At 61.2% G+C, this 26,616-nt stretch carries 26 protein-coding genes and 2 tRNA genes; 15 read left to right on the top strand and 13 right to left on the bottom strand.

The features are described 5' to 3' along the window. Window positions 1-6 precede the first annotated feature (6 nt). Entirely contained in the window at window positions 7-777 is a 771-nt protein-coding gene (locus KEM63_RS10025) for a hypothetical protein (protein WP_223651258.1), read from the bottom strand. Between the two features lie 401 nt (window positions 778-1,178). On the opposite strand from KEM63_RS10025, the gene KEM63_RS10020 reads away from it, so the two are divergent. Both KEM63_RS10020 and KEM63_RS10015 read left to right on the top strand, forming a co-directional pair. After that, window positions 1,179-1,254, top strand: a tRNA-Glu gene (locus KEM63_RS10020). Between the two features lie 16 nt (window positions 1,255-1,270). Further along, window positions 1,271-1,346 (top strand) — tRNA-Gly (locus KEM63_RS10015). Between the two features lie 109 nt (window positions 1,347-1,455). On the opposite strand, the gene KEM63_RS10010 is transcribed toward KEM63_RS10015, so the two are convergent. From KEM63_RS10010 to KEM63_RS09995, 4 genes are all read right to left on the bottom strand, one after another. Next, window positions 1,456-1,857, bottom strand: a complete 402-nt coding sequence (locus KEM63_RS10010; RefSeq protein WP_223651256.1) for a PA2817 family protein — start codon at window positions 1,855-1,857, stop codon at window positions 1,456-1,458. A gap of 81 nt (window positions 1,858-1,938) precedes the next feature. Continuing rightward, window positions 1,939-3,771, bottom strand: coding sequence for an ABC transporter ATP-binding protein (locus KEM63_RS10005; protein WP_279346626.1), 1,833 nt, complete (start codon window positions 3,769-3,771; stop codon window positions 1,939-1,941). A 112-nt stretch (window positions 3,772-3,883) separates the two neighbouring features. Then, window positions 3,884-4,555 (bottom strand): SGNH/GDSL hydrolase family protein, encoded by a 672-nt coding sequence (locus KEM63_RS10000; protein WP_223651255.1) that lies wholly within the window; start codon window positions 4,553-4,555, stop codon window positions 3,884-3,886. Between the two features lie 137 nt (window positions 4,556-4,692). Further along, the gene (locus tag KEM63_RS09995) at window positions 4,693-6,045 is read right to left on the bottom strand and encodes a class II 3-deoxy-7-phosphoheptulonate synthase (RefSeq protein WP_223651253.1); all 1,353 of its coding nucleotides are present in this window, start codon (window positions 6,043-6,045) and stop codon (window positions 4,693-4,695) included. Between the two features lie 117 nt (window positions 6,046-6,162). On the opposite strand from KEM63_RS09995, the gene KEM63_RS09990 reads away from it, so the two are divergent. Continuing rightward, complete coding sequence (locus KEM63_RS09990) at window positions 6,163-6,945, top strand: spermidine synthase (protein ID WP_223651251.1); 783 nt, start codon at window positions 6,163-6,165, stop codon at window positions 6,943-6,945. On the opposite strand, the gene KEM63_RS09985 is transcribed toward KEM63_RS09990, so the two are convergent. From KEM63_RS09985 to KEM63_RS09975, 3 genes are read right to left on the bottom strand one after another with little or no spacing between them, the layout of a single operon-like run. Beyond that, complete coding sequence (locus tag KEM63_RS09985; RefSeq protein WP_223651249.1) at window positions 6,946-7,434, bottom strand: SprT family zinc-dependent metalloprotease; 489 nt, start codon at window positions 7,432-7,434, stop codon at window positions 6,946-6,948. Between the two features lie 53 nt (window positions 7,435-7,487). Beyond that, window positions 7,488-7,955: a flavodoxin family protein gene (locus tag KEM63_RS09980; protein ID WP_223651247.1), complete on the bottom strand. Its 468-nt coding sequence runs from the start codon at window positions 7,953-7,955 to the stop codon at window positions 7,488-7,490. A gap of 15 nt (window positions 7,956-7,970) precedes the next feature. Beyond that, window positions 7,971-8,258, bottom strand: coding sequence for a hypothetical protein (locus KEM63_RS09975; protein ID WP_223651245.1), 288 nt, complete (start codon window positions 8,256-8,258; stop codon window positions 7,971-7,973). Between the two features lie 232 nt (window positions 8,259-8,490). Here KEM63_RS09975 and KEM63_RS09970 point away from each other — a divergent pair, with 232 nt between their 5' ends. Beyond that, the gene (locus KEM63_RS09970; RefSeq protein WP_223651243.1) at window positions 8,491-9,822 is read left to right on the top strand and encodes an MFS transporter; all 1,332 of its coding nucleotides are present in this window, start codon (window positions 8,491-8,493) and stop codon (window positions 9,820-9,822) included. A gap of 29 nt (window positions 9,823-9,851) precedes the next feature. Continuing rightward, a complete protein-coding gene (gene ggpS / locus KEM63_RS09965) occupies window positions 9,852-12,119 on the top strand; it encodes a glucosylglycerol-phosphate synthase (protein WP_223651241.1) in 2,268 nt (755 codons plus the stop codon). Between the two features lie 50 nt (window positions 12,120-12,169). Here ggpS and KEM63_RS09960 read toward each other — a convergent pair whose 3' ends face one another. Next, on the bottom strand, window positions 12,170-14,047 hold the full coding sequence (locus KEM63_RS09960) for a choice-of-anchor I family protein (RefSeq protein WP_223651238.1): 1,878 nt from the start codon (window positions 14,045-14,047) through the stop codon (window positions 12,170-12,172). Between the two features lie 140 nt (window positions 14,048-14,187). Between KEM63_RS09960 and KEM63_RS09955 the strand changes: the two genes are divergently transcribed. From KEM63_RS09955 to KEM63_RS09935, 5 genes are all read left to right on the top strand, one after another. Continuing rightward, the gene (locus KEM63_RS09955) at window positions 14,188-14,805 is read left to right on the top strand and encodes a DNA-J related domain-containing protein (protein WP_223651236.1); all 618 of its coding nucleotides are present in this window, start codon (window positions 14,188-14,190) and stop codon (window positions 14,803-14,805) included. A gap of 149 nt (window positions 14,806-14,954) precedes the next feature. After that, a complete protein-coding gene (locus KEM63_RS09950; RefSeq protein ID WP_223651234.1) occupies window positions 14,955-15,554 on the top strand; it encodes a Yip1 family protein in 600 nt (199 codons plus the stop codon). 119 nt (window positions 15,555-15,673) lie between these two features. Beyond that, entirely contained in the window at window positions 15,674-16,498 is an 825-nt protein-coding gene (ttcA, locus tag KEM63_RS09945; protein WP_223651232.1) for a tRNA 2-thiocytidine(32) synthetase TtcA, read from the top strand. Window positions 16,499-16,510: 12 nt separating this feature from the next. Further along, on the top strand, window positions 16,511-17,182 hold the full coding sequence (locus KEM63_RS09940) for a DNA-3-methyladenine glycosylase I (RefSeq protein WP_223651230.1): 672 nt from the start codon (window positions 16,511-16,513) through the stop codon (window positions 17,180-17,182). A gap of 83 nt (window positions 17,183-17,265) precedes the next feature. After that, on the top strand, window positions 17,266-17,769 hold the full coding sequence (locus KEM63_RS09935) for a C40 family peptidase (protein ID WP_223651228.1): 504 nt from the start codon (window positions 17,266-17,268) through the stop codon (window positions 17,767-17,769). A 46-nt stretch (window positions 17,770-17,815) separates the two neighbouring features. Here KEM63_RS09935 and KEM63_RS09930 read toward each other — a convergent pair whose 3' ends face one another. Beyond that, a complete protein-coding gene (locus tag KEM63_RS09930) occupies window positions 17,816-18,559 on the bottom strand; it encodes a type II CAAX endopeptidase family protein (protein WP_223651226.1) in 744 nt (247 codons plus the stop codon). Then, window positions 18,559-19,656 (bottom strand): patatin-like phospholipase family protein, encoded by a 1,098-nt coding sequence (locus tag KEM63_RS09925; protein ID WP_223651224.1) that lies wholly within the window; start codon window positions 19,654-19,656, stop codon window positions 18,559-18,561. Before KEM63_RS09925 ends, KEM63_RS09930 begins: the two co-directional genes overlap by 1 nt. A gap of 96 nt (window positions 19,657-19,752) precedes the next feature. Between KEM63_RS09925 and KEM63_RS09920 the strand changes: the two genes are divergently transcribed. From KEM63_RS09920 to KEM63_RS09905, 4 genes are read left to right on the top strand one after another with little or no spacing between them, the layout of a single operon-like run. Beyond that, window positions 19,753-20,061, top strand: a complete 309-nt coding sequence (locus tag KEM63_RS09920) for a PepSY domain-containing protein (protein WP_223651222.1) — start codon at window positions 19,753-19,755, stop codon at window positions 20,059-20,061. Then, entirely contained in the window at window positions 20,018-20,368 is a 351-nt protein-coding gene (locus tag KEM63_RS09915) for a PepSY domain-containing protein (RefSeq protein WP_223651220.1), read from the top strand. Before KEM63_RS09920 ends, KEM63_RS09915 begins: the two co-directional genes overlap by 44 nt. Then, the gene (locus tag KEM63_RS09910; RefSeq protein WP_223651218.1) at window positions 20,368-21,036 is read left to right on the top strand and encodes a response regulator transcription factor; all 669 of its coding nucleotides are present in this window, start codon (window positions 20,368-20,370) and stop codon (window positions 21,034-21,036) included. The genes KEM63_RS09915 and KEM63_RS09910 overlap by 1 nt, the downstream gene beginning before the upstream one ends. Continuing rightward, window positions 21,033-22,352: an ATP-binding protein gene (locus KEM63_RS09905; RefSeq protein ID WP_223651216.1), complete on the top strand. Its 1,320-nt coding sequence runs from the start codon at window positions 21,033-21,035 to the stop codon at window positions 22,350-22,352. The genes KEM63_RS09910 and KEM63_RS09905 overlap by 4 nt, the downstream gene beginning before the upstream one ends. On the opposite strand, the gene KEM63_RS09900 is transcribed toward KEM63_RS09905, so the two are convergent. After that, on the bottom strand, window positions 22,349-23,509 hold the full coding sequence (locus KEM63_RS09900; RefSeq protein WP_223651214.1) for an EAL domain-containing protein: 1,161 nt from the start codon (window positions 23,507-23,509) through the stop codon (window positions 22,349-22,351). The genes KEM63_RS09905 and KEM63_RS09900 overlap by 4 nt on opposite strands. 395 nt (window positions 23,510-23,904) lie before the next feature. On the opposite strand from KEM63_RS09900, the gene KEM63_RS09895 reads away from it, so the two are divergent. Beyond that, a complete protein-coding gene (locus tag KEM63_RS09895; RefSeq protein WP_223651211.1) occupies window positions 23,905-25,113 on the top strand; it encodes an ammonium transporter in 1,209 nt (402 codons plus the stop codon). Between the two features lie 55 nt (window positions 25,114-25,168). Here KEM63_RS09895 and KEM63_RS09890 read toward each other — a convergent pair whose 3' ends face one another. After that, entirely contained in the window at window positions 25,169-26,401 is a 1,233-nt protein-coding gene (locus KEM63_RS09890; RefSeq protein ID WP_223651209.1) for an OprD family porin, read from the bottom strand. Window positions 26,402-26,616: the final 215 nt, after the last annotated feature.

The following is a 26,616-nucleotide window of genomic DNA, read 5'->3' as shown; positions in this document are numbered from 1 at the left end:
CGCGGGTCAGTCGTCGTATACCGCTTTTTTCTTCCAGGCCTCGTCATCGGCTTCGAGCGCCTGCAAGCCGGCTCCAAGCTCGCTGGAATCGCCGGCGTTGGCCTGCTCGGCGCGGATGGCTGCCTGCTCTGCTTCGGCGTGGAGCTGCTTGAACTGCGCCACCCGATCGGCGTACGCCGGGTTGTTCTGCTTCTGAAGATAGGCGATGGCGCGCTCGTACTGCAACTTCGCCACGCGTGGCTTGCCCTGCTGCAGGGCCTGACGTGCCACTGACTGGAACATGTCGAGCGTTATCGTCATCAGGTGCTGGCGGATGATCACCGACCAATGCTGCATGGCGGACTTGTCCAATAAACCGTCCTGGTGCGCCTGGCTGATAAGTTTGTGAAGATTCTCCAGCAAGTTTCTGATTTCCTTGGCTTGTGCTTCGTTTGAAACGGCCACAGGCGGGTTGTCGACGGCAGCTTCACCAAGGCTGAGCTGGTCGTTGACCTGCTCCAGTTGCCGCGCGGCTCGCTCGTTCTTGCGGTCGAGGCGCGTAAGCTCGGTCAGAAAATGCCGTTCGATGGTGAGCAACAGCATCTTGAGTTCCACGGACATGAACTGGCCAGGTAACTGCGCAGCCACTGCGCCGCAATGCTTGACCTTTGCATTGAGCTCCGCAGTCTGGCGGGCGCGCTCGAGTCTGGCGCGTTCCAGGCTATGGCTTATGAAACCGATGCTGATCAGAATCAGCACACCGATCGCTACCAGGCCGCCAATCAGTAGTGGGGACATCGTGCCGCCTCTCTTGTAATGCCCGATCTGGTGCACAGTGCACTCAGCCGGATGGACTATCACTTTAGAATCATTCAACCGCTCATTTCTTGCAAGCATTGGCTGTGCCAAACGGATGGCCGGCCGACCGGCTGACCGGAAAGCCATCGGATGCGCGCCGCGACTCTGAACTGGCATCGGTCAGCGTCTTGCCGTAAGGTAAAAGCGTCCTGAATGACAGGTCCAGGTAGATTTTCAGCAGGTTGAAAAAAACCTGAGAAAATATCGAGTTGAGGGGTTGACGGTGTCTGGGGGCATGCCTAAAATGCGCGCCACTTGCAGCGAACAAGACGGCGGAACAGGCGGTCTGAAGCGCGGCAGGTAGCCAGGGTTAACACCTCGGCACTGTGAAGTCCGGATACGTCCCCTTCGTCTAGTGGCCTAGGACACCGCCCTTTCACGGCGGTAACAGGGGTTCGAGTCCCCTAGGGGACGCCACTTCGGCGTCAGATTTGCGGGAATAGCTCAGTTGGTAGAGCACGACCTTGCCAAGGTCGGGGTCGCGAGTTCGAGTCTCGTTTCCCGCTCCAAATTCAAGAAAACCGCCCACGTGGCGGTTTTTTTGTGTCCGGGGTTCGGCCACAGACCGAAAACCGCAGAGCAGGCAGACAGATGGTCCGCCTGCCGGTGGGGCTCGGGTCAGCGGCCCTGCATCGCCAGCCGGGCGGCAGCCCAGTCGAAGGCCTCACCACGTGCTTCGGTCTCGGCGCGTTGCTCATCCAGCGCCTGATACAACGTGATTTCCTCGTCGGGCATGAAGTGCAGGCAGTCCCCACCGAAATACCACAGGAGATCCCGCGGAATCATGTGCGCCAATTGCGGGTAGCGCGCGATGATCTGACAGAGAATGTCCTGCCCCTGATAAAGCGCATCGTCCGAGCCCACCTCGAGCTGGCTGATCAAGTCGTCAAAACGCTCGAGGAACAGGATATTGCTTTCCTCCGGCACCTGCTCCATCAACAGCGCCTGGGCGCGCAGCGTGTCGAACAGGCTCTTCAGGAGAGCCAGGTGGTAGGCGTGGTAAGGCTGTTTCGGGTTCATGTCTGCTCCTCGTTCAAGCGCGGCAGTCTAGCAAAGCCGGGGCCAGGTTGCCGCAGCAAGTTCACGGCTGAGTCCGGCAGGCTATTGCTCGCCCAGAAAGCCCCCGGACTGGCGCGCCCATAGCTGTGCATACAGGCCCCCGCGTGCGATCAGCTGGTCGTGGGTACCGTCTTCGACAATCCTGCCCTGGTCCATGACGATGAGCCGGTCCATCGCCGCGATCGTGGAGAGGCGGTGGGCGATGGCAATCACCGTCTTGCCGGCCATCAGTTCATTGAGGCTGTCCTGAATCGCCGCCTCGACCTCGGAGTCCAGCGCCGAAGTGGCTTCGTCCAGAATAAGGATTGGCGCGTCCTTGAGCATGACCCGTGCGATGGCGATGCGCTGGCGCTGACCTCCGGACAGCTTGACGCCGCGCTCCCCGACATGGGCGTCGAATCCGCAGCGGCCGCTGGCGTCGTTCAGCTCGGCAATGAACAGATCGGACTTCGCCTGCCGGGCGGCATCCAGCATCATCGTTTCGGTTGCATCGGGGCGGCCGTACATGATGTTGTCACGCACTGAGCGATGCAGCAGGGATGTGTCCTGCGTCACCATGCCGATGTGCTCTCTCAACGAATCCTGCCTGACCTCGGCGATGTTCTGTCCGTCGATCAGAATACGACCGCCCTCGACGTCATAGAAGCGCAGCAGCAGGTTGACGAGCGTCGACTTACCTGCCCCCGAGCGGCCGACCAGGCCGATTTTCTCGCCGGGCCGGATGTGCAGGTCAAGATGCTCCATCACGCCATGGCCCTTGCCATAGTGAAAGCGCACGGCGTCGAAGCGGATCTCCCCGCGGGTTACCTGCAACGGGGCGGCACCGCTCTGGTCCTCGACCCTATGCGGCCGGGAAATCGAGCCGATACCGTCCTGTACCGTGCCGATGTTCTCGAACAGTGCGGACAGCTCCCACATGATCCATTGCGACATGCCCCACAGACGCAGCACCAGACCGACGGCAACGGCCACGCCCCCTACGCTGATTGCCTCGACGATCCAGAGCCAGATCGCCAGCCCGGCTACGCCAAGCAGCAGGAAGCCGTTGAGCAGATACAGGGAAAAATATACCAGTGTCACCAGCCGCATCTGCTGGTAGACCGTGCGCATGAAGCCGTCCATGCCCTCGCGGGCATAGTCCGACTCCCGCCGGGCATGAGAAAACAGCTTTACTGTCTGGATATTGGTATAGCTGTCAACGATGCGCCCGGTCATCACCGAACGTGCGTCGGCCTGCTTCTCGGCAACGCGCCCCATAATAGGGATGAAGTACTTCATCAGGACGATGTATCCGGCGAGCCAGATGATCATCGGCAGCGTCAGGCGCCAGTCCGCGGAGCCCACTGCCACCAGTGTGCCGATGAAGTAGATCAGCACGTAGTTGAGCACATCGATCAGCTTGATCACGCATTCTCGCACCGCCAGCGCAGTTTGCATCAGCTTGGTAGCGATGCGCCCGGCGAACTCGTCCTGATAGAAGGCCATCGACTGCTTGAGCAGGTAGCGGTGAACCATCCAGCGGATGCGCATGGGGTAATTGCCCATCAATGTCTGATGGGTGAGCAGCGAGTTGACCAGAATCAGGCACGGCAGCAACCCTATGACGATGAACGCCATGCCGGCGAGTTTCCAGCCTTCGGTCTGGAGAAAGGTTTCGCGGTTCTGCTCGGACAGCCAGTCGACGATATTGCCGAGAAAGCTGAACAACCAGACCTCGGCTATGGCAATTCCCGCCATCAGCACTGCGGCGGCGATCAGATACGGCCACGAGCCACGCGTGTAATACAGACAGAATCCCAGGAGACTGCGAGGAGGCTCTGCCGGCTCGGCGGCAGGAAACGGATCTAGGCGACGTTCGAACCAGCGAAACAGCATTGGTGTACCCGGGGGCTATGAAGCGGACGGGCATTATCGTGGCAGTGCCGGGTTTGGCTCAATAGTGGGCGGTTACCAAACCGGGCAGCCGGAGGGCCGCCCGGCGAGTCGATCAGTCGAGTTCCTGCAGGATCAGGTCGGCTAGCACGCGGGAGCCGGCGGCAGTCGGGTGGATGCCGTCACTGGCGATGTATTGCGCTTCGTTGCCGTTGAAGGCATCGCGCACATCGATGAAGGTCACGCCCATTGCCGGATAGTTGGCTGCCTTGTAGTCCATGCTGTATTGATTGATTTCACGCAGCTCCGCGGCCTGGCCGGTGGCGTTGTAGTAGCCCAGAAAGATGATGTTCTCGATTCCGTCCGCTTTCATCTGCTGGACCAGCGAGGCGATTTCCGCTTCCAGGCTGTTGAGCAGGGGCATGCAGGCACTGAGTGAAGGGCGGCAGCTGTTGAGCTGGATGTCATTTCCGCCACCATTGAAGATGACTGTGTCGATGCCCGACTTGGACGCGTTGGCGTACTGTCGAGGAATGGCGTAGCGGCGGCTGCAGATCAGGTTGCCACCGATCATCTGGCAACCGGAGCGGGCGTGACTATCGACGACCTCGTCCAGATCCTGCTCGAGGTAGCGCCGAATGTCGCCGCTCAATGCAAATACTGAGTCGCCCACTATGAGCGTGTCGCCGGCATTGACGGGTGGGTTGCCGGCGTGGCCGGCGGCCGAGAAGAGCAGGGCAAATGCGGCGGGGAGAAGGGCGTTACGCAAATGAGCGAAGCTGAACATGGCGTTTCCTCTGGATGTTATTGTCGAGCGAAACCGGCCCTTGAGACAGTATCCGGTTTCGCCTCGACAGCTTAATCCAGCGATTCAGAGCCACCATCGCGCAAACGGGTGGTTCGGGATAATCCGTGATCGAAAGCTCAGGTGCGCCGTGCCTTGTTCAGCGTCTCGGCGATCATGAATGCCAGTTCAAGCGACTGGTCAGCGTTCAGCCGTGGGTCGCAGTGAGTGTGGTAGCGATCAGACAGCCCGTCTTCGGTCACCGGGGTAGCGCCGCCGATGCATTCGGTGACGTTCTGCCCGGTCATCTCGATGTGTATGCCGCCAGCCCAGGTACCCTCGGCGCGGTGCACGGCGAAGAACTGCTCTACCTCACCCAGGATCTGCGCAAAGTCGCGTGTCTTGTAGCCGCTGGACGCCTTGATCGTGTTGCCGTGCATGGGATCCGAGCTCCACAGCACCTGTTTGCCCTCACGTTGCACGGCACGCACCAGTCCCGGCATGTGCGCTTCGACCTTGTCCGCCCCCATTCGCACAATCAGGTTCAGCCTTCCGCTGTCGTTCGACGGGTTGAGGATTTCGATCAGGCGAAGCAACTCATCCGGATCGGTGCTGGGTCCGACCTTGACCCCGATGGGGTTGTTGATACCGCGCATGAACTCTACATGCGCGCCATCGGGTTGCCGGGTGCGGTCGCCGATCCAGAGCATGTGCGCTGAGCAGTCATACCAGTCGCCGGTCAGGCTGTCGCGACGCGTGAACGCCTGCTCGTAATTGAGTAGCAACGCCTCGTGTGCAGTGAATAGGGAGGTTTCACGCAACTGCGGGCTGTTCACCTCGTCGAACCCGCAGGCACGCATGAAGGCGAGGGATTCATCGATACGATCGGCAAGATGCTGGAAGCGTTCGCTCGTCGCGCTGCTGGCCACGAAATCGAGATTCCATTGATGGACCTTGTCCAGGCTGGCGAAGCCGCCCTGGGCGAAGGCGCGCAGCAGGTTCAGCGTCGCCGTCGCCTGGTGATAAGCCATCAGCAGGCGCTGCGGATCCGGAGCACGTCCAGCCGCCTCGAAGGCGATGCTGTTGACAATGTCGCCGCGATAGGCCGGGAGCGTTACGCCGCCCTGCGTCTCGTCGCCGGCCGAGCGCGGCTTGGCAAACTGGCCGGCCATGCGTCCAACCTTGACCACCGGACAACTGGCGGCAAAGGTCATGACCACTGCCATCTGCAACATGACCTTGAACGTGTCGCGAATCTTGGTCGCCGAGAATTCCGCGAAGCTTTCGGCGCAGTCACCACCCTGCAGCAGGAAGGCGCGGCCCTCCGTCACCTCGGCAAATTGCCTTCGCAGCTCCCGCGCCTCGCCAGCGAAGACCAGCGGTGGATAGTTCGCCAGCGTCTGTTCGACCTGCGCAAGCGCTTGCGCGTCGGGATACACAGGCTGTTGAAGGATCGGCTTGCTGCGCCAGCTGTCAGGTGTCCAGGAATTCATACGTAATCTGCTTGGAAGGATTCAGGTGATCAGCATCGAATGGTACGCTGAGTGATGATATCCCGACACCCCGAATCCTATCTCCGCCGTTTGCTGGGCTACGTCCGACGACTGATGATGAGCGACTCCGAAACCCTTCTTGAACGCATAGGCGACGACTTCGGCGAGCTGAGGGTTACGCAGCTCGGTGCTTACCGCTTCCTGTACTTCGGCGAGCAGACCGAGCAGAGCTGTTGCCTGACGGTTGATCCGGGCTGGCTGGAATACGATTACACCCGCGCCATGCTTCTGGGCAACTACTGGGCGCCGGCTGAGGGCGGCGACATGCTGCTGCTCGGCCTGGGCGGCGGCAGCCTCGCCAACTGTCTGATCGATCACTTTGAGCCACAGCGCGTGGTGGCTGTCGAGTTGCGGCCCGCGGTGATCGGTATCGCCCGCTCGCACCTCGGGCTGACCAGCGACCCTAGACTGAAAGTCATTGCGGCGGATGCTCAGCAGTTCGTGACAACGACCGCAGAGCGTTTCGGTCTGATCTGCGTGGACCTGTACATGGAAGGCGGGCTGTCGCGGCTGCAGTTGCAGGGGGCCTTCTTCGAAGGATGCCGGAAGCTGCTGAAGCCCGGAGGGGTGCTGGTGATCAATCAGTGGCAGCTTGCCGAAAGCGGGCAGCCTTATGCGTCGCGGATGTTGCTCGACCTGTTCGGCGACCAGTATCTGCAGGCTCCGGTCGAAGAGGGCAACATCATCCTGGTGGTCCCGGCAGACGGGATCCTCGAGCTGGATCGGCCGGCCATGAATGGCTGGGCTGACGCACTCGAGCCGCAACTGGGCTATTCACTCAGACCCTATATTCACGCCTTGCGCCGCGCGTGCGACGCACCCGCGGCTGACCTGTCGTGATCAGGCGCGTTGCTGCTGGCCGGTGAAGCGCAGCATGTCTCCGCAGCGCCGGCATTGATAGCGTCGACCGCGCCCCACCCAGGCATGACGTTGTGGCGTGAAGGGAACGGGCGCCGGGCAGCCGCATCGATAGAAGTATCGGGTCGCTCTACGCGCGGGGACGGGATAGTCATGGCAGCGCTTGGGTGGAAGGCCGTACACCTCGGTCATGATGGCTTTCCACTCCGGCCCATGGGGGCGGATGCGTGAGCCGAACACTGCGTCGGCAATCAGGTGCGCAACTTCGTGCGGCACTGTCTGCTGCAGAAAGTCCTCGGTGTTGTCCTGGTACATCTGCCTGTTGAATCTCAGCAGATTTCGCGAAAGGTAGGCCACCCCGGCGCGCTGTCCGCGCAGATCCAGCGTGACGCGCGGCCGCTCGAAGCGCCGACCGAAGTGCGCTTCGGCCAGATCATAACAGCGCTCGAGACATTCCAGTATGCGATCCATGCCGCAAGTATACGGCTGAAACCCCTGTTCCAGAAGGCTAGCCCGACTGACAGTCAGAAAATGCCGCTGTCCAACCCCGCGGCCATGTACAGTCCAAGCTCCTGCGCCTGGTCAGCGAAGGATTCCTGCCAGCTCCCCTGCAAAACGAGAGGATCCTGCGCCCAATTCCAGCGCAGACCCGTGACGATGCTCTCGACTGCCCGACGCGTACCCGTGCCATCCATGCCGGCGCGGATGTACAAGGCGCAGGGCAACCCTTGCTTGACGTCCAGCACCGGGTAATAGCAGCGGTCAAAGAAATCCTTCAACGCTCCGCTCATGTAGCCGAGATTCTCGGTGGTGCCGAGGATGATTGCATCGGCGGCCAGCACGTCGTCCGGCTGCGCTTCGAGTGGGGGGATCCAGAGAGCCTGGACATCGCTCAGGTCAGGATGTTGCGCGCCGCGCAGAGCCGCTTCGGCGAGCCTTCGCGTATTATCCGAAGGCGCATGCGCGACGATGAGTAGCCGCTTGCCGGCCATTGAGACCTCCGCTGGTCAGCGGCTGCCCCAGACTCTGGCGACAGCCTTGTCGGTACCCAGCCAGGCGACCAGCGAGCCGAAGGTGCCGAGTAGTCCGAATACCGACACGGGTATCCACACCGAGCTATCGGTCTTTCCCGGAAGCCATACTGCCAGCGAGATCGCCAGGCCGATGAAAAGCACGCTCATGATCCAGAGGATCAGGCGACTTTTGCGAGTATAGGCATAGGGTTTGGGGCTGTCTTCGAGGGGCGACAGAATGGGCGAGAAAATTTGTCTGGCAGAAGCCTTTATGCTGGACATCGTGGCGCGACCATTTTGTGATTGATTAGTTCCGTTGATGCGAGTGTAGCGGCTCGGTGAGTGAAAATTAAGTGTCACCAGACGTACGGTGATGGCTTCGTGCGATCAGCCAGCGACCGGGCTGCGCCGGGTGGCAGCTGACTTTCATATAAGCTAAGGTGCTTACAACAGTAAGGATTAGAGCCATCGGAGAGGCTGGACCGGAAGAGACCGCTAGGGGGGATACGGATCCATGATTCCGATTTTGCTGCCCATCGGCGCATTGCTCACGGGTGTGGCGTTGCTGTTGCTGGGTACGGGGTTGATGAACACGCTGCTGGCGCTGCGAGGCAGTGCCGAAGGATTCAGCGACCAGACGCTGGGTCTGCTCGGGTCAGCCTACTTTCTGGGCTTCATCCTGGGCACGTACGTGTGTCCCAGGCTCATCAGGCGCATGGGACACATACGTTCCTTCGCCTTCTTCTGCGCGGCCACCGCCGTATCGCTTCTACTGCATGGGCTGATCATTGATGCCTGGATCTGGTTCCTGCTGCGTCTGTTGACAGGGGTCAGCCTGGTCGGCCTTTACATGGTTATCGAAAGTTGGCTCAACACGCAGGCGCCGAACGATCGCCGCGGCCAGGTGTTCGCGGTATATATGGTGGTCAATCTCGTGGCACTGGCGCTTGCGCAGCAGATGTTGCGCATTGATAGTCCATTGCTATTCACCCTCTTCGCCGTCGGTGCGATCTTTCTGGTGCTGGCGATCATGCCAGTGGCTATGACCAAGCTGCCCCAGCCCATGATCAGCGACACCCCGGCTATGTCGCTCAGGCACCTATGGGACGTGGCACCCGTTGCGTTCTCCGGCGCGTTGCTTTCCGGTGTGGCCATGGGCGCATTCTGGGGGCTTGGTGCGGTATGGGCCGGCCGCATGGGGATGGAAACCAAGGATATCGCCAGCTTCGTCTCTTTGGTCATCATCACCGGTGCGGTCATGCAATGGCCGTTGGGCCTGCTCTCCGATCGCATCGATCGTCGCGTCGCACTGGCGTTGATCTCCGGAATCTCCGCTGTGGGCGGCCTGCTGATGGCGGTCCTCGGCGCGCACGGCAATGCCATGCTGATCGGCGCGGTGGTGTTTGGCGCCGGCGCCTTTGCTGCCTATCCCGTGGTGGTCGCCCACCTGGTGGACCATCTGCATCAGGAAGAAATTCTCGCTGGCAGCTCCGCCTTGCTGCTCGTGCAGGGCGCCGGCTCCGCATTGGGTCCGACTCTTGCCGGGGCCCTGATGAGCGCTACTGTGCCCACCGCGTTGCCGCTGTTCTTCGCGGTGATGTTCGGCCTGTGCGCCGCATTCAGTCTGCTGCAGTCGCGCAAGGTCAAGGACGTCATCGTCGATGAGCCTGCGCATTTCGTACCCATGGTTCGTACTTCGACCGCCTCGCTGGAGATGATGGCCGAAGACCAGATGACGTCCGCAGAGACGACACACGATACCGAGGCCGACCCCGGCCCTGACACCCTTTACACCCAGGACACTGCCAATCAAGAGGAAACCATCGAACGCCGATCGACAGGATGACTGCGATCGGCCACAAGGAGTAAGGCAAGATGATTCTGGCAACCGATCTGGATGGAACGTTTCTGGCTGGTGATCCGGAGAATCGCCAGCGGCTTTACAATCTCATCAGCGCCCACCCCGGCATCAAGCTGGTTTTCGTGACGGGCCGCGGCCTGGAGGTGGTCGTTCCACTGCTGTCCGACCCACTCATTCCTAGGCCCGACTATATCGTTTGCGACGTCGGCGCGACCCTCGTGGACGGCGCAAGCCTGCAATCTGTCTACCCCCTGCAAAGCGAAATCGAAAGCCGGTGGCCGGGGGAGCAGACCATCGTGCAGCGTCTATCCGGGCTTCCCGGGCTGGAGCGTCAGACGGTTCCGCAGCAGCGACGCTGTTCGTATTTCTGCGATGAGGGTGCGATCAGCGATGAGCTCAGAGCAGCGGTCGCCGAGTTGGGCTGTGATCTGCTGTTCTCCGCCGACATGTACCTCGATGTGCTGCCGCCTGGCGTAAACAAGGGCAGCACCCTGCGCAAGCTGGTCGAACATCTGGGGGTCTCCGAAGAGGACGTACTTGTCGCCGGGGACACGCTCAATGATCTGTCGATGTACGAGCAGGGGTTCAAGGGCGTCTGCGTCGGTGAATCTGAGCCAGCTCTGCTCGAAGCGACCCATGACCGCGCCCGCGTTCTGCATGCCCGACTCAGCGGCTGCGGTGGCATTCTCGAGGCGATCGCCCACTTCGGCTTTCTGGGTCCCCTGGGGGTGGACTTCGAGTTGCCCGACATCACTGCGCAGGGCAGGGCGCAGCTGGTTATGGTCTATCACCGTCTGCCGTACGAAGAGGTGATCGAACATGACAGCGTGGTCCGGCGGCCACCCTCTTCACCTAACGGCATCATACCGACGTTGCTGAGTTTCTTTGATCACGGACAGAAGGGTTCCTGGGTCGCCTGGTCGGTCCACGACCCACGCGAGGGCAGGGCATTCGAAGTGCATACCCAGGTGGATAACGAGCGTTATCCGAATCTGGTCGCCGCGCGCGTGGCACTGACCAAGCAGGACGTCGACATATTCTACAAGCGCTTTTCCAAGGAGGCGTTCTGGCCTACCTTGCACACCTTCTGGGAAAGAGCGGTATTCCGCGAAGAAGACTGGCAGGTGTTTCTCAAGGTCAATCGACTGTTTGCCGAGCGCACCGCCGCCGAGGCCGCTGAGGGGGCGCTGGTCTGGCTGCACGATTACAACCTGTGGATGGTTCCCTCGTTCCTGCGACGGCTGCGTCCGGATCTCACCATTGCGTTCTTCCACCACACCTACTTCCCTTCTGCAGACGTGTTCAACGTTTTGCCGTGGCGACGCGAGATCATCGGCAGCCTGCTGCAGTGCGATTACATCGGCTTCCACATTCCCCGGCAATCGGAAAATTTTGTCGATGTGGTGCGCGGCGTTGCGCCACTGGAGGTGCTTGAAACCCGGGCCTGTGCACCGCGTTATCAGACCTTCGGCTGTGCCGTGGGTATCGAGGCGATGACCACCGCCATATCGGTTCATGGGCGTTACATCGGTCTGGGGGCGCATCCGGTAGGCCTGGATGTGGGCCGGGTCCGGCAGGTAGTGGAGGAGCCCGAGTGCCAGAAGCTGATGGAGGAGCTGCGTCGGCAGCTGCGTGGCGTGCGGGTCGTGCTCTCGGTCGAACGACTGGACTACACCAAGGGCATTCTCGCCAAGCTACTGGCCTTCGAAGCGTTGCTCGACGCTCATCCGGAACTGGTCGGCAAGGTCTCGCTGCTTACCATATGCGTCCCGGCAGCGAAGGAAATGACCGTCTACGAGACGCTTCTCGCAGACATCGAGAGAGCGGTGGGGCGCATCAATGGGCGTTTCTCGCGGGTGGGCTGGACCCCGGTTCAGTTTTTCTATCGTGCCTTCCCTTTCCGCGAGCTGGTGCCGTATTACCTGATGGCCGATGTCATGTGGATCACGCCGTTGCGCGACGGGCTGAACCTGGTGGCCAAGGAATATGTCGCCACCCAGGGCTTGTGCGAAGGGAGTGGGGCGCTGGTGCTATCGGAATTCGCCGGCAGCGCGGCGGAACTGCATGGTGCGCTGCTGACCAATCCGCACGATCCCCACGACCTGCGTGACACCTTGTACGTAGGACTGACACTGGGCAAGGCGGAACGACAGGCGCGACTCCGTGAGCTCTACGCGACGGTAAGCCACAACGATATTCAACGATGGGGGGACGAGTTCCTGCAGGCGGTCAGAGACACCCGACAAGCGAGTGCGGCGTTTCTGTACGAGGCAGCCAGCTGAATGCAGATGCAATGAGCAGAAAGCCCGGCCGGACGGCCGGGCCTATCTGATCACTCGCTTATCTGTTCGATGCGGTAGATCGCTGTTGTGCCGCTGACTTCATTGCCGACCACCAGCAGCGCATCACCTGTGGGGGAATCGTCTGCCGAAACAAACAGCAAACCTTCCGGGCCGAGATCGCCTGCGGCGGGGAGGTTGGTTTCCGGATCCAGCGTCCAGTCGTCGCGACTATTGAAATAGTCCATGAACTCTGGCGCCTGCGGATTGGTGATGTCGTACGCCATGATGCCGCCCATGCGTTCCAGTCCGACGAACGCGAACGTCTTGTCTCCCAGCTTGCCAAGCGTCAGCCCTTCGGGCTCGGGGCCCTTCGCATCGCTGCGGCTGTCGAAGGCATCGCCTTCATCGTGGCCGGAGTTGAAGTAGGTGGCGCAGGGAATGCTGCGATCACTTCCCAGGCGGCAGGCGTCGCTGGCCAGGTACTGCTCTATGGCATTGCCGGAGTCCCATACCAGTGCGCCGTCCGCGCCCCAGATCGAGAAGGAGCGGCCGCCATAGGCGTAGAGCCGGTCATACACCAGTCGGTCGCCGGCGGGGTTCTCGGTGCCGGTGGCGTCGAACAGCAACGGAGCGCCGGCAGCATCCTTGCGATAGCCTTCAACCCAGGTAATGTTCAAGCGTCCCAGATTGTTGTCTGCGCGGCAGTCGCCAGGATCGGCTTGCGTAGCACCACAATAGGAGAACGTGTCAGCATTCAGCAGGGCGCCTGCAGCAAGCCCGCGCAACTGCGGCGGGAGATCATCGCCAGCGCGGCGATCAAAGCCATCCACATGCACCAGATGCTTCACTCGGAACTCTTCCACAAAGCCCTGACTCGCGTCACCGGCCCAGTACTGGTCATTGTCTTCGCCCCAGGCGCGGGCGTCGCCTTCGTTGGCAGTGACCAGATAGGTCTGATCGTCCGCCGTGTAGCCGGCAATGCTGTCCGGCTGATACATCCCGACAACGCCCGGCCAGGCGCGGATGTTGATTTCACCGTCATCGTCGCTGGCGTCGATCCCGTTGGCATTCACACCGAAAACCTTGGTGCCTAACGGAACGATATCGGTCACGGTGGCGCTCTCTATGTCCACCATAGCCAGGGCATTGTTTTCCTGCAGTGCGACCCATGCTTTGGTGCTGTCTGTCGACACCGCAATGTATTCGGGTTCAAGATTCCTCGAGGCGACATCAGCATTGGGGCCGTACAGGCGCACGCCGGCCTCCAGCAGTTGCGCTTCGCGGCCATTGAATGACTCGAAGGTTGCAGTGGAGACGGCGCCAAGTGCGCGCTCGGCGAGCGCAACGATGCTGATGGAGCCTTCTGGGTCACTGCTGTAGTCGTCGCTTGGCTCTGCTTCGTTGGCGACCAGAATGTAGCGTCCGTCCGGCGTAAAGGTGAGCATATCGGGCAGCGAGCCAACCATCACGCTGTCAAGCAGCTCATGCGTCGCCGCGTCATACAGGCCAACGTAGCCAGGGTCTGTCTTGTCATCTGCTTCGATGGCAACCGCTATCAGTCCGTCGCGATAGGCCACGCTGTTGACCACGGCGCCGGGTGCGATGTCTTCTACGGTCAATGTCTTGACCAGCTCAGGAGCTGTCGCATCGCTCGCATCGATTATATCGATCGCTCCCTTTTGCGCGTTGACTATAAAAATCTGCCGGTTCACCGGATCAAACGCCGGGATCTCGGCAGCACTCGCATCGAACACGCCGGAGCTGTAGCGGCCCAGCAAACTCAGGCTGATGCGGTCAGGTGTGGTGACTTCTGGCGCAGGGGTTGGTGCCGGGGCGACCGGCGCCGGGTCATCCGAACTGTCGCTGTTGCAGCCGGCCAGGGCGGCGAGCACCGCCGCGGCGGTGGCAGTCATGATCCACTTTTGCATGTGTCTGTCCTTGTCGATGTGAAAGTCCATGACATTCATACGCAACCGGTCTTACACCACGGTTTCCACTTGATGACGAAAACGTGAAGTGTTCAGCGTCGAGCTGACGATCGGGCAGGCGTGTCGGGTACACTCTCCGAATGACTACCGTTACGTCGGAACAACTGTTGCCAGAAGGCTTCGATGCGTTGCTCCTGGAAATACTCCAGGAGTCGCCGGACGGCACCGATGAGTTCGGGCTGATCAGACGCATCGCCCAGGAGCGGCCCGACTCGCTCTTCGCAGCGCCTGGAGCGCTGCGCGACCCTCTGAAGCTGTTCCAGCTGCATTTTCTCTTGTTCCATACGCTGTATCGATTGTCAGACACGCTGGCTGCCTCGGGAATACAAGTGCACATTCATGCGCTGCGGATCGCCATCGAGCACCGTTCGCCGTCTGCTCCCGGGCTGACGTGCACCGATCCGCTGCGCGCGTATTATCTGGACTGGTCGGAGTGGGCGAGGACTCACGAAGCAGACGTGCAACGGCTCCTGGACAGCTTCTGGCGCGGGCACCAGCAAAGCCAGCCGCCCGATGACGATGTGGATGCGGCTCTGATGCTGTTCGAGCTGGAAGCACCGGTGGATCGCACGACGATCAGGAAGCGCTACCGCCAACTGGTGAGCAAACATCATCCTGACAGAGGCGGCGATACAGAGCGTTTGCAGGCGATCAACGCCGCGTTGCTAATACTGGAACGCTATTACCCGGCGCGCTGAAGTCGCCAATCAGCCTAACCGCCCGGGTTTTCTCGGAAACGTTTTTGACTATAGTCATGGCATGGGCATGCGACATTCCGTCACAGCCCTGGCCCGGTGGGGACCGCGCGTCACCCGCCGAGCGAGAATAATAATCAGGAGGTCAGACCATGATCCATCACGTTGTGGGACTCTTCACCCATCCCGGCCAGGAGTGGCGGGACATCAAGGGCGAGGAACGCACCATCGGTCCCATGTATCTCATTCACGTTCTGGTGCTCGCCGCGATCCCCGTGGTGTCGGCGTACATCGGCACTACACAGGTCGGTTGGGCAATCGGCACTGTCGAGCCTGTGCGTCTGACTCAGGCCAGCGCGATGTACATGACCGTGCTGTCCTACATCGCCATGCTCGCAGGTGTCGTCGTGATGGGCGCCTTCATCCACTGGATGGCGCGTACCTACGATTCGACCCCCACCTTCAACGACTGCCTGGTGTTCGCCGCATATACAGCTACGCCGCTGTTCATTGCAGGCCTTTCAGCGCTCTATCCGAACCTGTGGCTGGCGATGATCGTGGGTACCGCTGCGATTTCCTATACCGTCTACCTGCTGTATCAGGGCATTCCGATCTTCATGGATATCCCCAGCGAAGAGGGTTTCCTGTTTTCCAGCTCGATTCTTGCGGTGGGCCTGGTGGTGCTGGTAGGCATGATGGCCACAGCCGTCATCTTCTGGGGCTTCGGTATCGGTCCCGTCTATCTGCGCTGAGCTTCTGCGGCAACGCAACGCCCCTTGTTGGTCTGTAAAGGCCGGCGGGGGGTGTTGTTTTTATGGCCACGGTTTACGGGTAACATAGCGCCTTTCGATCTACCCGGACTTGCCCTGCCATGACCAGCCTGAGTGTCAATCAGAACAAACTGCAAAAGCGCCTGCGTCGCCTGACTGCCGAGGCGGTCACCGACTACCACATGATCGAGGAAGGCGACAAGATCATGGTATGTCTGTCCGGTGGCAAGGATAGCTATACCTTGCTGGACATGCTGCTACACCTGCAGAAGGTCGCTCCGGTACGGTTCGAGCTGGTTGCCGTGAACATGGATCAGAAGCAGCCCGGTTTTCCCGAGCATGTTCTGCCCGCGTATCTCGAGCAGCTGGGCGTTGCGTACTACATTCTCGAGCGTGACACCTATTCAATCGTCAAAGAGAAGATTCCCGAAGGCAAGACGACGTGTTCGCTCTGCTCGCGCCTGCGCCGGGGGAATCTGTACACGTACGCAGATGAGATCGGCGCGACCAAGATGGCGCTGGGACACCATCGTGACGACATCGTCGAAACGTTCTTCCTGAACATGTTCTACGGCGGCAACCTCAAGGCGATGCCACCCAAGCTGCGCGCCGACGACGGGCGTAACGTGGTGATTCGACCGCTTGCGTACTGCAACGAAAAGGACATTGCCGCCTACGCCACCATGCGCGAATTCCCCATCATTCCTTGCAACCTCTGCGGCTCTCAGGAGAACCTGCAACGCAAGGTAGTCAAGGAAATGCTCCAGGGCTGGGAGCGTGAAACGCCCGGGCGTGTAGAAAACATCTTCCGCGCGTTGCGCCACGTCCAGCCCTCCCAGTTGGCCGATACCGCACTGTTCGACTTTGCCAACCTGCGTATCGATGACGAGGCGACACCCCGTTTCCTCAATGTCATGAATCTGTGAAGACGGATCCCGATGCGCGATTACGCCTGGCTACATGAATTCTGTCTGAATCGGTTTGGTTCGGCGGCCGCACTCGAAGCCAGCCTGCCGGTTCCGGCGTCGGACGCGACGTTGCGCACGATGCCCGACGATCGTTATCTCTCGTTGATGGCACTGCGGATCTTTCGCGCGGGCCTCAAGCACAGCCTGGTTGACGCGAAGTGGCCGGCGTTCGAAGAGGCCTTCTTCCGATTCGATCCCGAGAAAGTGGTGCTCATGGGCGGCGAACATATCGAGCGCCTGATGCAGAACCCCCGGATCATCCGTCATCTGGGCAAGCTACGCAGCGTGCCTCGAAATGCACAACTCATGCTCGATTTGCGGGAGGAGCAGGGCGGGGCCGGTGCAGCAATTGCCCAATGGCCGGTAACCGACATCGTCGGGTTGTGGCGTCTGCTGTCCCGGCGCGCGAGCCAGATGGGCGGTCTGTCGGCTCCCCGATACTTGCGTATGGTCGGCAAGGACACCTTCGTGCCCACCAACGACGTGGTTGCTGCGCTGGCAGCGCAGAAAATTGTCGACCGAGTGCCGAGCAGTCAGCGCGACCAGGCGGCAGTGCAGGCAGCGTTCAATGTGTGGCGCGAGCAAAGTGGCAGGCCGATGTGCCAATTGTCGGTAATGCTGGCCCATACAGGAAATCATTAAACAATCATTCTGATAGCAGCGGGCTTGACCCTAGCGTGCGCGTAAGGCACTGTTTTGACAGTCTCTTTCGGCCGGGGTGTGGAATGGGTGTCAGGTTTCGGCAATGCGCAGCGCTGGCGGTGATGGCACTTTTGGCGGGGTGCGCAAGCACGCCTGCACCGGTCATTGATACCGCTGCGGAGATACCGGTCAGTCAGTCGCCGATCTCGACCCTGCATGACGACGTTCTCTTCGAGGCGTTCAGCCATGTCGGTACGCCCTACCGCTACGGAGGATCCTCCCCCAGCACCGGCTTCGACTGCAGCGGCCTGATTCACTATGTCTACAACAAGGCCGCCGGGGTCACGCTGCCCCGTACCACGTCCGGACTGTATACCCTGCAGTCTGCACATCCGAAGACGCCCCTGCAGCCTGGTGATCTTCTGCTCTTTGCCACCAGCGGTCGCAAGGTCGACCATGCCGGCATCTATGTTGGCGACGGGCGATTCCTTCATGCCCCAAGCTCGGGCGGCAAGGTTCGTGTGGACAGCCTGCACGCCGGCTACTGGCAGCGCAGCTATCTTGGATCGCGACGCGTTCTGGATTGACCAGGTCGCCAGTTGGTTTGGCCGGTGCGGTTGGTCAGGTCTCGCTTCACTGCACTGCCACACGCAGCAACGTCACCCAGTTGTACGTGGCATGCGCCAGGACGCATAGCCAGAGCTGGTCATAGCGCCAGCGAAGCCATCCGAGAAACAGGCCCAGCATGCCGATCACCAGAACGCCGCCCGGGCTGTAGAAGCTGTGCAGCAGAGAGAAAATCAGTGTGGTGGCGGGAAGCGCCACCAGCAGGCCCGGCCGTGTGCGCTGCAGGCCGCGGAATAGCCAGCCGCGGAAGATCCATTCTTCGGCCATCGGCACCCAGAGCACCGCAAGCATCAGCCCGGCGAGGAATCGGCCGCCACTCAGCTCGAGTAGTGGTGTGATTGCCTGAGGCGCTGCGTTGCCCTCGGGCATCACGCCGCGGTCGGGCAACCTGATATCGATCCAGTCTGCCAGTGGGTCGGCGAGCCAGACCATCAGCACGGCACCGGCCATCCCGATCAAGGCACCGGTAACGCTCCACCGCCTGCCGAACATCCACTGCAAGGTATCGCGTGGTTGCAAGACCCGGGCGAGCCCGAGCCCGCCGAGCATGATCAGAGCGGCGAACAGGGCATCGAGAATCAGGAACTGTGTGTCGATGTGGAAATAGTGTCCCAATTCGCGCATCAGCCATCCGGCCAACTGGTGCGCAAGCAGGCCCAGTGCTGCGTAGGCTATTGCCATGCGCAGCACAATCAGCGCGTCGTCGAGCGCCGATCGGCTGGGGTCCGGTAATGCGATGAATCGACGCATCAGCTCAGGGCACGAACGCGCTCGGCGAGCCGCCCGCTATCAGCCAGTTCGACGAACTCGTCACCGAGCCTGCGACTGGCATCCATCGCCTTGCGCCAGTAGGCTTCCCGCGCTGCGTCATCGCCCATGAAGCGGGTAAAGTCCTTGCGATCCGGGAGCTTGCCGTAGGGCAGGGAGGCCAGGTATTCCTTTGACGGTGCCAGTAGCAGCACATCCTTCAGTTGCTCGCGGTCTCCCCGTCGCCAGGGCAAGGTCTTGTCGAACCAGCCCGGCACGACCCGGTCGATGAAATGCGGATACAGCACCACGCCGGGCGCCTGGTAAGGCAAGTCCAGGTGATAGTCGAGCAGGCCCCCGTCGCGATATACGCCTGGTTCCCCGCCTGGAATATCACACCCGGGGATATTGCGGACTGCCTCCATGACCATCGGAATCGAGCCGGATGCGAGCAGCGCCGGGCGCAGGTTATCGATGCGCAGCGCGACATGCCGGCTGGGAAAATCTCTCAGTTCTGCGAGAGGCGGCAGATCACGCGGGTCATGCAAGATGATGCGCTCGAAGTAACGTTTGAGATATCGACGCCCAAGCAGATTGGCCCCGATGACCCCGCCCAGCCCGATGCCGAGGCGGGAACGGGTGTCGTGCCGCAGCAGCCCCAGACAGCCGACGACCACGACGTTCAGGTGATAGAGCGGGTTGTTCAGCAACTCGGCGAAGCGGCCTTCGAGCAGCTGGTCAAGCATGTCGCCGCAGCGGCGGCTGATGTCCGCGACGCTGATGCCCTTGGGGAAGCGCTGCGTGGTATACAGCTCGCCGAGCTGACGAATACCCTCTACCGGATCCGGCAGGCACGCGGCAGCGAAGCGCCAGCTGCCGATCGAGGCACCGATCAGGCTTCTTGGTTGCTGCGCACGTGGCAGCCACTCGCCGAACAACGCCAGGTCCAGCCCCTGGATGCCAAGCGCCTTGGGGCCGCCGGCCGCTCCGGGGATCATGTGCACGTCCGCCGGACTCAAACCCTGTTCGCGGATATGCTCCAGAGCGCGCCGGCCGGCGCGCAGCGTCAGCGCGGGGGCGGCGACATGAATGGCGGTCATCGGGATATTCTCAAGCGTGTCCGGCTGCCTTTTAAGCTTGGCTTCAGCTTCGCGGTATAGGCTTTGAACGTGTCCAAAAAACCGGAGAGTTATACCATGAAAATATTGTTGCCGTTGCTGTTCCCCGTTCTGCTTGCCACCGCCGCTACCGCAGTCCAGGCAGACGATGATGTTCGGGTCGATGAGGCCACCAGGCTGCAACAGGAAGGCAAGATCCAGTCTTTCGACAGCCTTAACGAAAAGGCGCTCAAGGCGCGTGCCGGCGAGATTACCGACACCGAGCTTGAACAGGAGCATGGACGCTACGTGTACAAGGTGGAGGTGCGTGATGGGCAGGGCGTTGACTGGGATCTGGAGCTCGATGCGAGCAACGGAGAAGTTTTGCAGAATCGTCAGGACGACTGAGCGCCCGCTGGCCCGCGCCAGCCTGTTCACAGCCTTGCTGGCATTGCCATGGCTGGTGCAAGCCGGCCGCGAGGTCAGTCAGGACGAGGCCCTGCAGCTCGCCGAAGACGGCGAGCTGCAGCCGTTGCAGTTGCTGGTTGACGACGCACTTGTCCGGCATCCGGGCCGCCTCCTGGAGGCGGAGCTGGAGGCTGAGGATGGGAGGTATGTTTACGAAATCGAGATCGTGACACGCAACGGTCGCGTGATGGAGCTGGAGTACGACGGGCGTACGGGCGAGCTGCTGGAAGTGGATGAGGAAGATTGATGCGTCTGTTGCTGGCTGAAGACAACGTGGCTCTGGCCGATGCCCTCTGCTCGATGCTGCGAGCAGCCGGGTATGTCGTCGACTGGCGCACCGATGGCCGCGACGTAAAGCTGCTTGGTGAGATCGAACCCTACGATGTCTGCGTTCTCGACCTGGGCCTGCCCGGGTTGAGCGGACTGGACATCCTGCGTGCATGGAGGACGGCAGCCCTTGCGCTACCGGTGCTGGTGCTGACCGCCCGTGGCAGCTGGAGCGAACGCGTTGAAGGATTGCGCGCGGGCGCTGACGATTATCTGCCCAAGCCCTTCCATGAGGAAGAGCTGCTGCTGCGACTGCAAAACCTGCTGCGCCGCGCGAACGGTTCTCGGCCTGGCGCTCGTCTGTCCGCCGTGGGGCTTGAACTGGATGAGCAGACGCAACACGTGCGCACGGGCGAAGCCGATATCCCGCTATCCGGCGCCGAATTCCGTCTGCTGCGCTACTTCATGCTCAATGCAGGTCAGGTTCTGTCCAAGTCGCGCCTCGCCGAGCATCTCTATGACCACGACACTGAGCGTGACTCGAATGTCATCGAGGTGCTGGTCAACCATCTGCGCCGGAAATTGGGCCGGGATGCGATCGAAACCCGCCGCGGCCAGGGGTATGTGCTCAAGGGCTTGATGCCGTGAACAGTATCGGGCGGCGGCTTGGGCTGGGGCTGGTTGCCATTCTGCTGGCAACCGTCGTACTGGTCGGGCAGGGCAGCGTCTGGCTCTTCGATCGCGCCCTGCGCAGCTATCTGGAAGACGTGCTGCAAAGCCAGACGGACAGCTTGCTGGCCGCGCTCGACCCCGGCCCAGATGGGCTTTACCTGGACCGCCTGCGCATCGACCCGGATTACCAGCGACCGTTTTCCGGCCGCTATTTTGTGATCAATGCAACCGAGCGCTGGCGTTCACGGTCGCTCTGGGACCATCGACTACCGCTGGACGGTAACGGGTTGAGTGCTGACCTGGTCGATGGGCCGGGTAATCAACGACTGCTGACGCGCTCGGGCAGATATGTAGTGCACGGCGAAGCGGTGACGATCACTGTCGCGCTGGACTACACCCCGGTTCTGAACTCGCTGGCTCGCGCCCGCTGGTGGGTGTGGGGGTTGGGGGGACTGACGATTGCTCTGAGCGTTCTGCTGCAACAGACCCTCCTGCGTCGGGCGCTGGGCCCGCTGCGCCAGGCCCGGGAGCAACTGGCCGACTGGCGCAGCGGCAAGCGTGTGGCGCTGGACGAAGCAGTGCCTGTCGAATTGCGCTCTCTGGTGATGGAAATCAACCACCTCGGCAGGCAGATCGACGCGGTGCTCGAGCGGTCTCGCACCGCCCTCGGAGATCTGGGCCATGGACTGAAAACACCGCTGGCAGTGATTGAATCGACGCTCTCGCGCATGGGTGATAGTCCGTATTCCGACTCGCTGGGGCGAATGCGCGAGCAGGTTGAGGCGATGCGCAATCAGTTGCAGCGCGCATTGCAACGGGCGCGGCTGGCTCCCGAGCGGCAGGCAGGGGACCGGCTGGACCCCGGTCGGGATCTGCCGTGGCTGGTTGCCTCCCTGTCTGTGGCCCACAACGAGGGTGTGAGCATCGAACTCGATGGCGACGCCGACCGCCCCTGGCCATTCGACCGTGACGATATGCTCGAACTGGTGGGCAACCTGCTGGACAACGCCTGCAAGTGGGGCCATCGGTCAGCGAGACTCGCCTGGCATGCAGCGCCGGACGCATTCGAACTCAGCGTGGATGACGACGGCCCGGGTCTGAGCTCGGCCGAGCGTTCGCTAGCGCTGGGCCGTGGGATGCGTCTGGACGAACGTGTCGATGGGCATGGCCTGGGTCTGGCGATCGTCAGCGACCTGGTGGAGGCATACGCGGGGAGCCTCCAGCTCGATCAGTCGGAGGCGGGCGGGTTGCGAGTGAGGATCAGGCTGCCGTACCGGCAGCCTGTCACCTAGATGTGCGCAATGTCGATGTCGACCAGCAGCAGGTGCCGGCTGTCGTCGATGAACAGTCCCGAGGTCATGCAGTACTGGTTGGTGGTTGCGTCGCGATAGCGATTGGACAGTATCACACGGCTGTCTTCACCGGCTTCTGCGAGGATCTGATAGAAATACGGGCGCCACGACCAGTTGTGGTCCAGATAACGCGGATCGGCCCGCCATTGCCGGTCAGTCCATTCATAATTGGGCGAAATCTGCGTGCCATGTGCGTCGCACAGAAAACAGCGGATCAGCCAGGGATATTGCCTGGGCGAGGGAAGCTGGGTCGGCTGAGCACCACTGGCCAGCCACTCTCGCAACTCGCTGAACAGCTGGGCCAGCGAGCCGCGCAGGCTCGATAGCTTGGCGCGCTCGGCGAGCTTGTCGTGTACGTAGCGGTCGCGTAGCGCGGAAAAGGTGCCCTGAACCGCGTCGTCGGGGAGGAAGTTCTCTTTCGGCCTGGCGAACAGATAGCCCTGAACGTAGCGTGCGCCGCATTCGAGGGCGAAGTGCAATTCCGCTTCGGTCTCGACGCCCTCTGCAATGATCCAGCACCCGCTCTTTTCCGCCATGAGCGCCAGGGCGCGCACGAAGTCACCGCTGTTGCCGGTGCCACTGGCCGCCTTGCGAAACAGCTGTATGTCGAGCTTGAGGATATCCGGCTCCAGTGCCAGCACCCGGTCAAGCATCGAGTAGCCGGCGCCGAAGTCATCAATGGCGATACGGATGCCCGCCTGCCTGTAGCGCTGCACGACATCCTTGAGCTGATGAATGTCCCCCTGCAGCTCGGTAATCTCGAACACTACCTGTTCCGGCGGCAGACCGATTTCGGCCATCAGTGCCAGGCTGGGCAGGGGAGCGCCAGGTTCGAGCCGGCTTACCCACAGCGGCGAGATGTTCAGGCTCAGGAAGCCTGCCGGATTGTCCCGAAACCGTTCCAGTGCCAAACGGCGAATCGTGCGATCGAGCTCCAGCAGGTCGTCGGGGTCCACGTTCGGGTCGGTAAACAGCGGGCCGGCGCTGCGCACGTTGCCGTCGTCGTCGCGCAGGCGTGCAAGCGCCTCGTAACCGGCGATCCGGCCGGTAGCGGTATCGATCAACGGCTGGAAATAGGGCAGCGGCTGGCCGTCCATTCATATTCTCCTCAAAGGTCAGTTGCCCGCACGCAGATGCAAGATTGTAGCCAAGCAAACGAGGTAATGCTCGGCGCACGTTTCGAACGGACATACGTACGTCACGGGTCGAATCTCGCGCCACGTGACCCAGCGTGGGGCACGAGACCGCTTCGCTTGGTATGAGGTTTGCACTGCATTGGCCTCAGGGAGGTGGACATTGCGCTTCGCTGGTGCAAGGCCCTGCGGTCATCTGCCAACTCCTATGTTAACTAACTGATTTAAATCTAGAAAAATGGCTTCGTGCGTGGCGTGAAGGACAGGCTTATCTCGGGCGGAGGCACTATTTATGCCCGCCGATGGTGCGCCGGCCTTCGATCTGCTTCAGCGTGGTGCATAAACTCAGGGCATGGAACATGGAAAACCTGCAAAGCGCTGTGGACACGCTCATCCATGGTGCAAACACTCTTTTTATCCTCATGGGCGCCATCATGGTTCTGGCCATGCATGCCGGCTTTGCTTTTCTGGAGGTCGGCACTGTCCGCCAGAAGAATCAGGTCAACGCACTGTCCAAGATCATCAGTGACTTTGCCGTCTCCTGCCTGGCCTATTTCTTCATTGGCTACTGGATCGCCTACGGCGCACACTTCTTCACAGGTGCCGAGCACCTCGCGGAAAACAACGGCTATGCACTGGTCAAGTTCTTCTTCCTTATGACCTTTGCCGCTGCGATCCCGGCGATCATCTCCGGCGGCATCGCCGAGCGTGCACGATTCACGCCGCAACTCTGCGCGTCGCTGTTCATCGTCGGATTGATCTATCCGTTCTTCGAAGGGGTCGTCTGGAACGGCAATCTCGGTATGCAGGACTGGTTGCAACAGCGCTTTGGCGCAGGCTTTCACGATTTTGCCGGCTCCGTGGTGGTTCACGCGATGGGGGGCTGGCTGGCCCTTGCCGCTGTGTTGCTGCTCGGCGCCAGGCGCGGCCGATATCGTGATGGTCAGGTCGTTGCGATACCGCCGTCGAATATCCCCTTTCTCGCTCTGGGTGCATGGATCCTCACCATCGGCTGGTTCGGCTTCAACGTCATGTCCGCGCAGACCATCGATGGTATCAGCGGCCTGGTGGCGGTCAATTCACTTATGGCGATGGTGGGCGGCATCATTGCTGCGCTGGTAGTTGGTCGCTGTGACCCGGGTTTCTTGCACAACGGTCCGCTCGCGGGTCTGGTTGCGGTGTGCGCGGGCTCTGACGTCATGCATCCGCTCGGCGCACTGGTTACCGGCGTAATCGCCGGAGCGCTCTTCGTCTGGACGTTCATCCTCACCCAGAACCGCTGGAAGATCGACGATGTACTGGGTGTATGGCCGCTGCACGGGCTATGCGGCGCCTGGGGCGGTCTGGCCGCGGGGATCTTCGGCAGCAAGGCCCTGGGTGGCCTGGGTGGGGTAAGCATCGCAGCGCAGGTCGTCGGTACACTCGGCGGCATCGTGGTGGCCTTCGTAGGTGGCCTGCTGGTATACGGGCTGATCCGCGCCGTCGCCGGTATCAGGCTGAGCGAAGAGCAGGAATTTCAGGGTGCCGATCTGTCGATACACAGGATTCCTGCAGTATCTGACGACTGATCTGCTGCATAACGAAAAAGCCCGGACATGTCCGGGCTTTTTTTGGCTGCCAGACCTAGCGTAGCGTGATGGTGTAGTTGAGGATCAGGCGGTTCTCGTTGATGTCGCGGATCGCATCGGAGCGCACCATCGCGTTACGCCATTGCAAAGCCACATTCTTCAGCGGACCGGACTGGATGGTGTAGGTAAAGTCGATATCCCGTTCCCATTCGCTGCCATCGTCGGTCGTGGCGAGATCGATATCCGTGCCCTTGACGTAGCGAACCAGACCCTTGAGCCCTGGCAGGCCCAGGCCGGCAAAATCGACATCGTAGCGGGCCTGCCATGAGCGCTCGTCGGGGCGTGCAAAGTCGAGAATCTGCACATAGTTGGCGAGATAGGGATTGTTCTGGCTCAAGTAGGGGAACGAGGTATCCCCGTCGCTGTGCTGATAACCCAGCCGGAACGTATGCGCTCCGGTACCGGCCGACAACATCAGCGACTTCATCTTGTGGTCGATGGTCAGCGGTTGGTTGCCCTCATCGCTGGTGTCGAAGTAAGCGAAGTTGGCCCCCAGCGTCCAGTCCCCGACAGGCTGAGCCACGATCAGGTTGATCAGATTCTGGGCGTAAACGTCTTCAAGCTCGGCGCGCCAGAGACCCAGCGTCGAGTTGATCGGTGCGACCTTGTAAGTGCCGCCGAGATAATTGAAACGGTCCGACGACCCGCCAACGGTCGCGCCGATGTCTTCCAGGTTGCTGCTGTTGAGGTAATTGACCTGACGCAGTTGACCGGCCTGGATGTCCAGCCCCGGAATTTCACCGACACCCAGCGCCGCGCCCTTGTAGGTCTGCGGCAGGAGACGGATGTCGCTGGCCTGGGCAACCGGTACGGTAGGGATGATTCCGCCTACCTTGAGTTCGCTCTCCGAGAGCTTGGCTTTGCCGGTGAACAGGATATGGCTGTAATGATCGGGACCTTCGTCGCCGAAGCTGTTGGGCAGCAGCAGTGTGCCGGCCCGGTCGTCGGCCGAATCCAGCTTGACCCCCAGGGCTGCGTGCACGTCCAGCCCCAGCCCTTGATCCCCGTGGGTGTATCCGGTCTTGCCACGGAAGATGAAGCCCTGAGCCCATTCTTCTGCCTTGGACTGGGCGCCGGCATCCCGAAGGTCTCGATTGAAGTACAGATTACGCAGCTGCAGCGTGGCAGTCGCATCGTCGGTAAGGCTCATGGCGATAACCGGCGTACTCGGAACGGCAAGGCTAAGGGCCACAGCGGCGGCGAGGGCGTGGGGTTTCACATGCTTCATTATTGTTCTCCTGTGTGATCATGTGCGGGCCGGAGCCGAGCCGGATCGCGGAGTTCAATAAAGCATGCAAGGGCCGGGCGGGCCCTAATACATTGGTCGAACGGTCATGCTTGCGTCATCGCGCTGTCATCTTCGCCATCGCCTTCCTTGGCCGTGAAAAGGCCGGTCTTGAGCATTCGCGCACTGGGGCGGCGGGTTCCGCAGTCCGGCGCCCC

Origin of the sequence: Halopseudomonas nanhaiensis, from assembly GCF_020025155.1 — a bacterium.
In the GTDB taxonomy this organism is placed as follows: Bacteria; Pseudomonadota; Gammaproteobacteria; order Pseudomonadales; family Pseudomonadaceae; genus Halopseudomonas; species Halopseudomonas nanhaiensis.
Note: the sequence above shows the minus strand (reverse complement) of the source record. Positions and strands in the feature narration are given on the sequence as shown.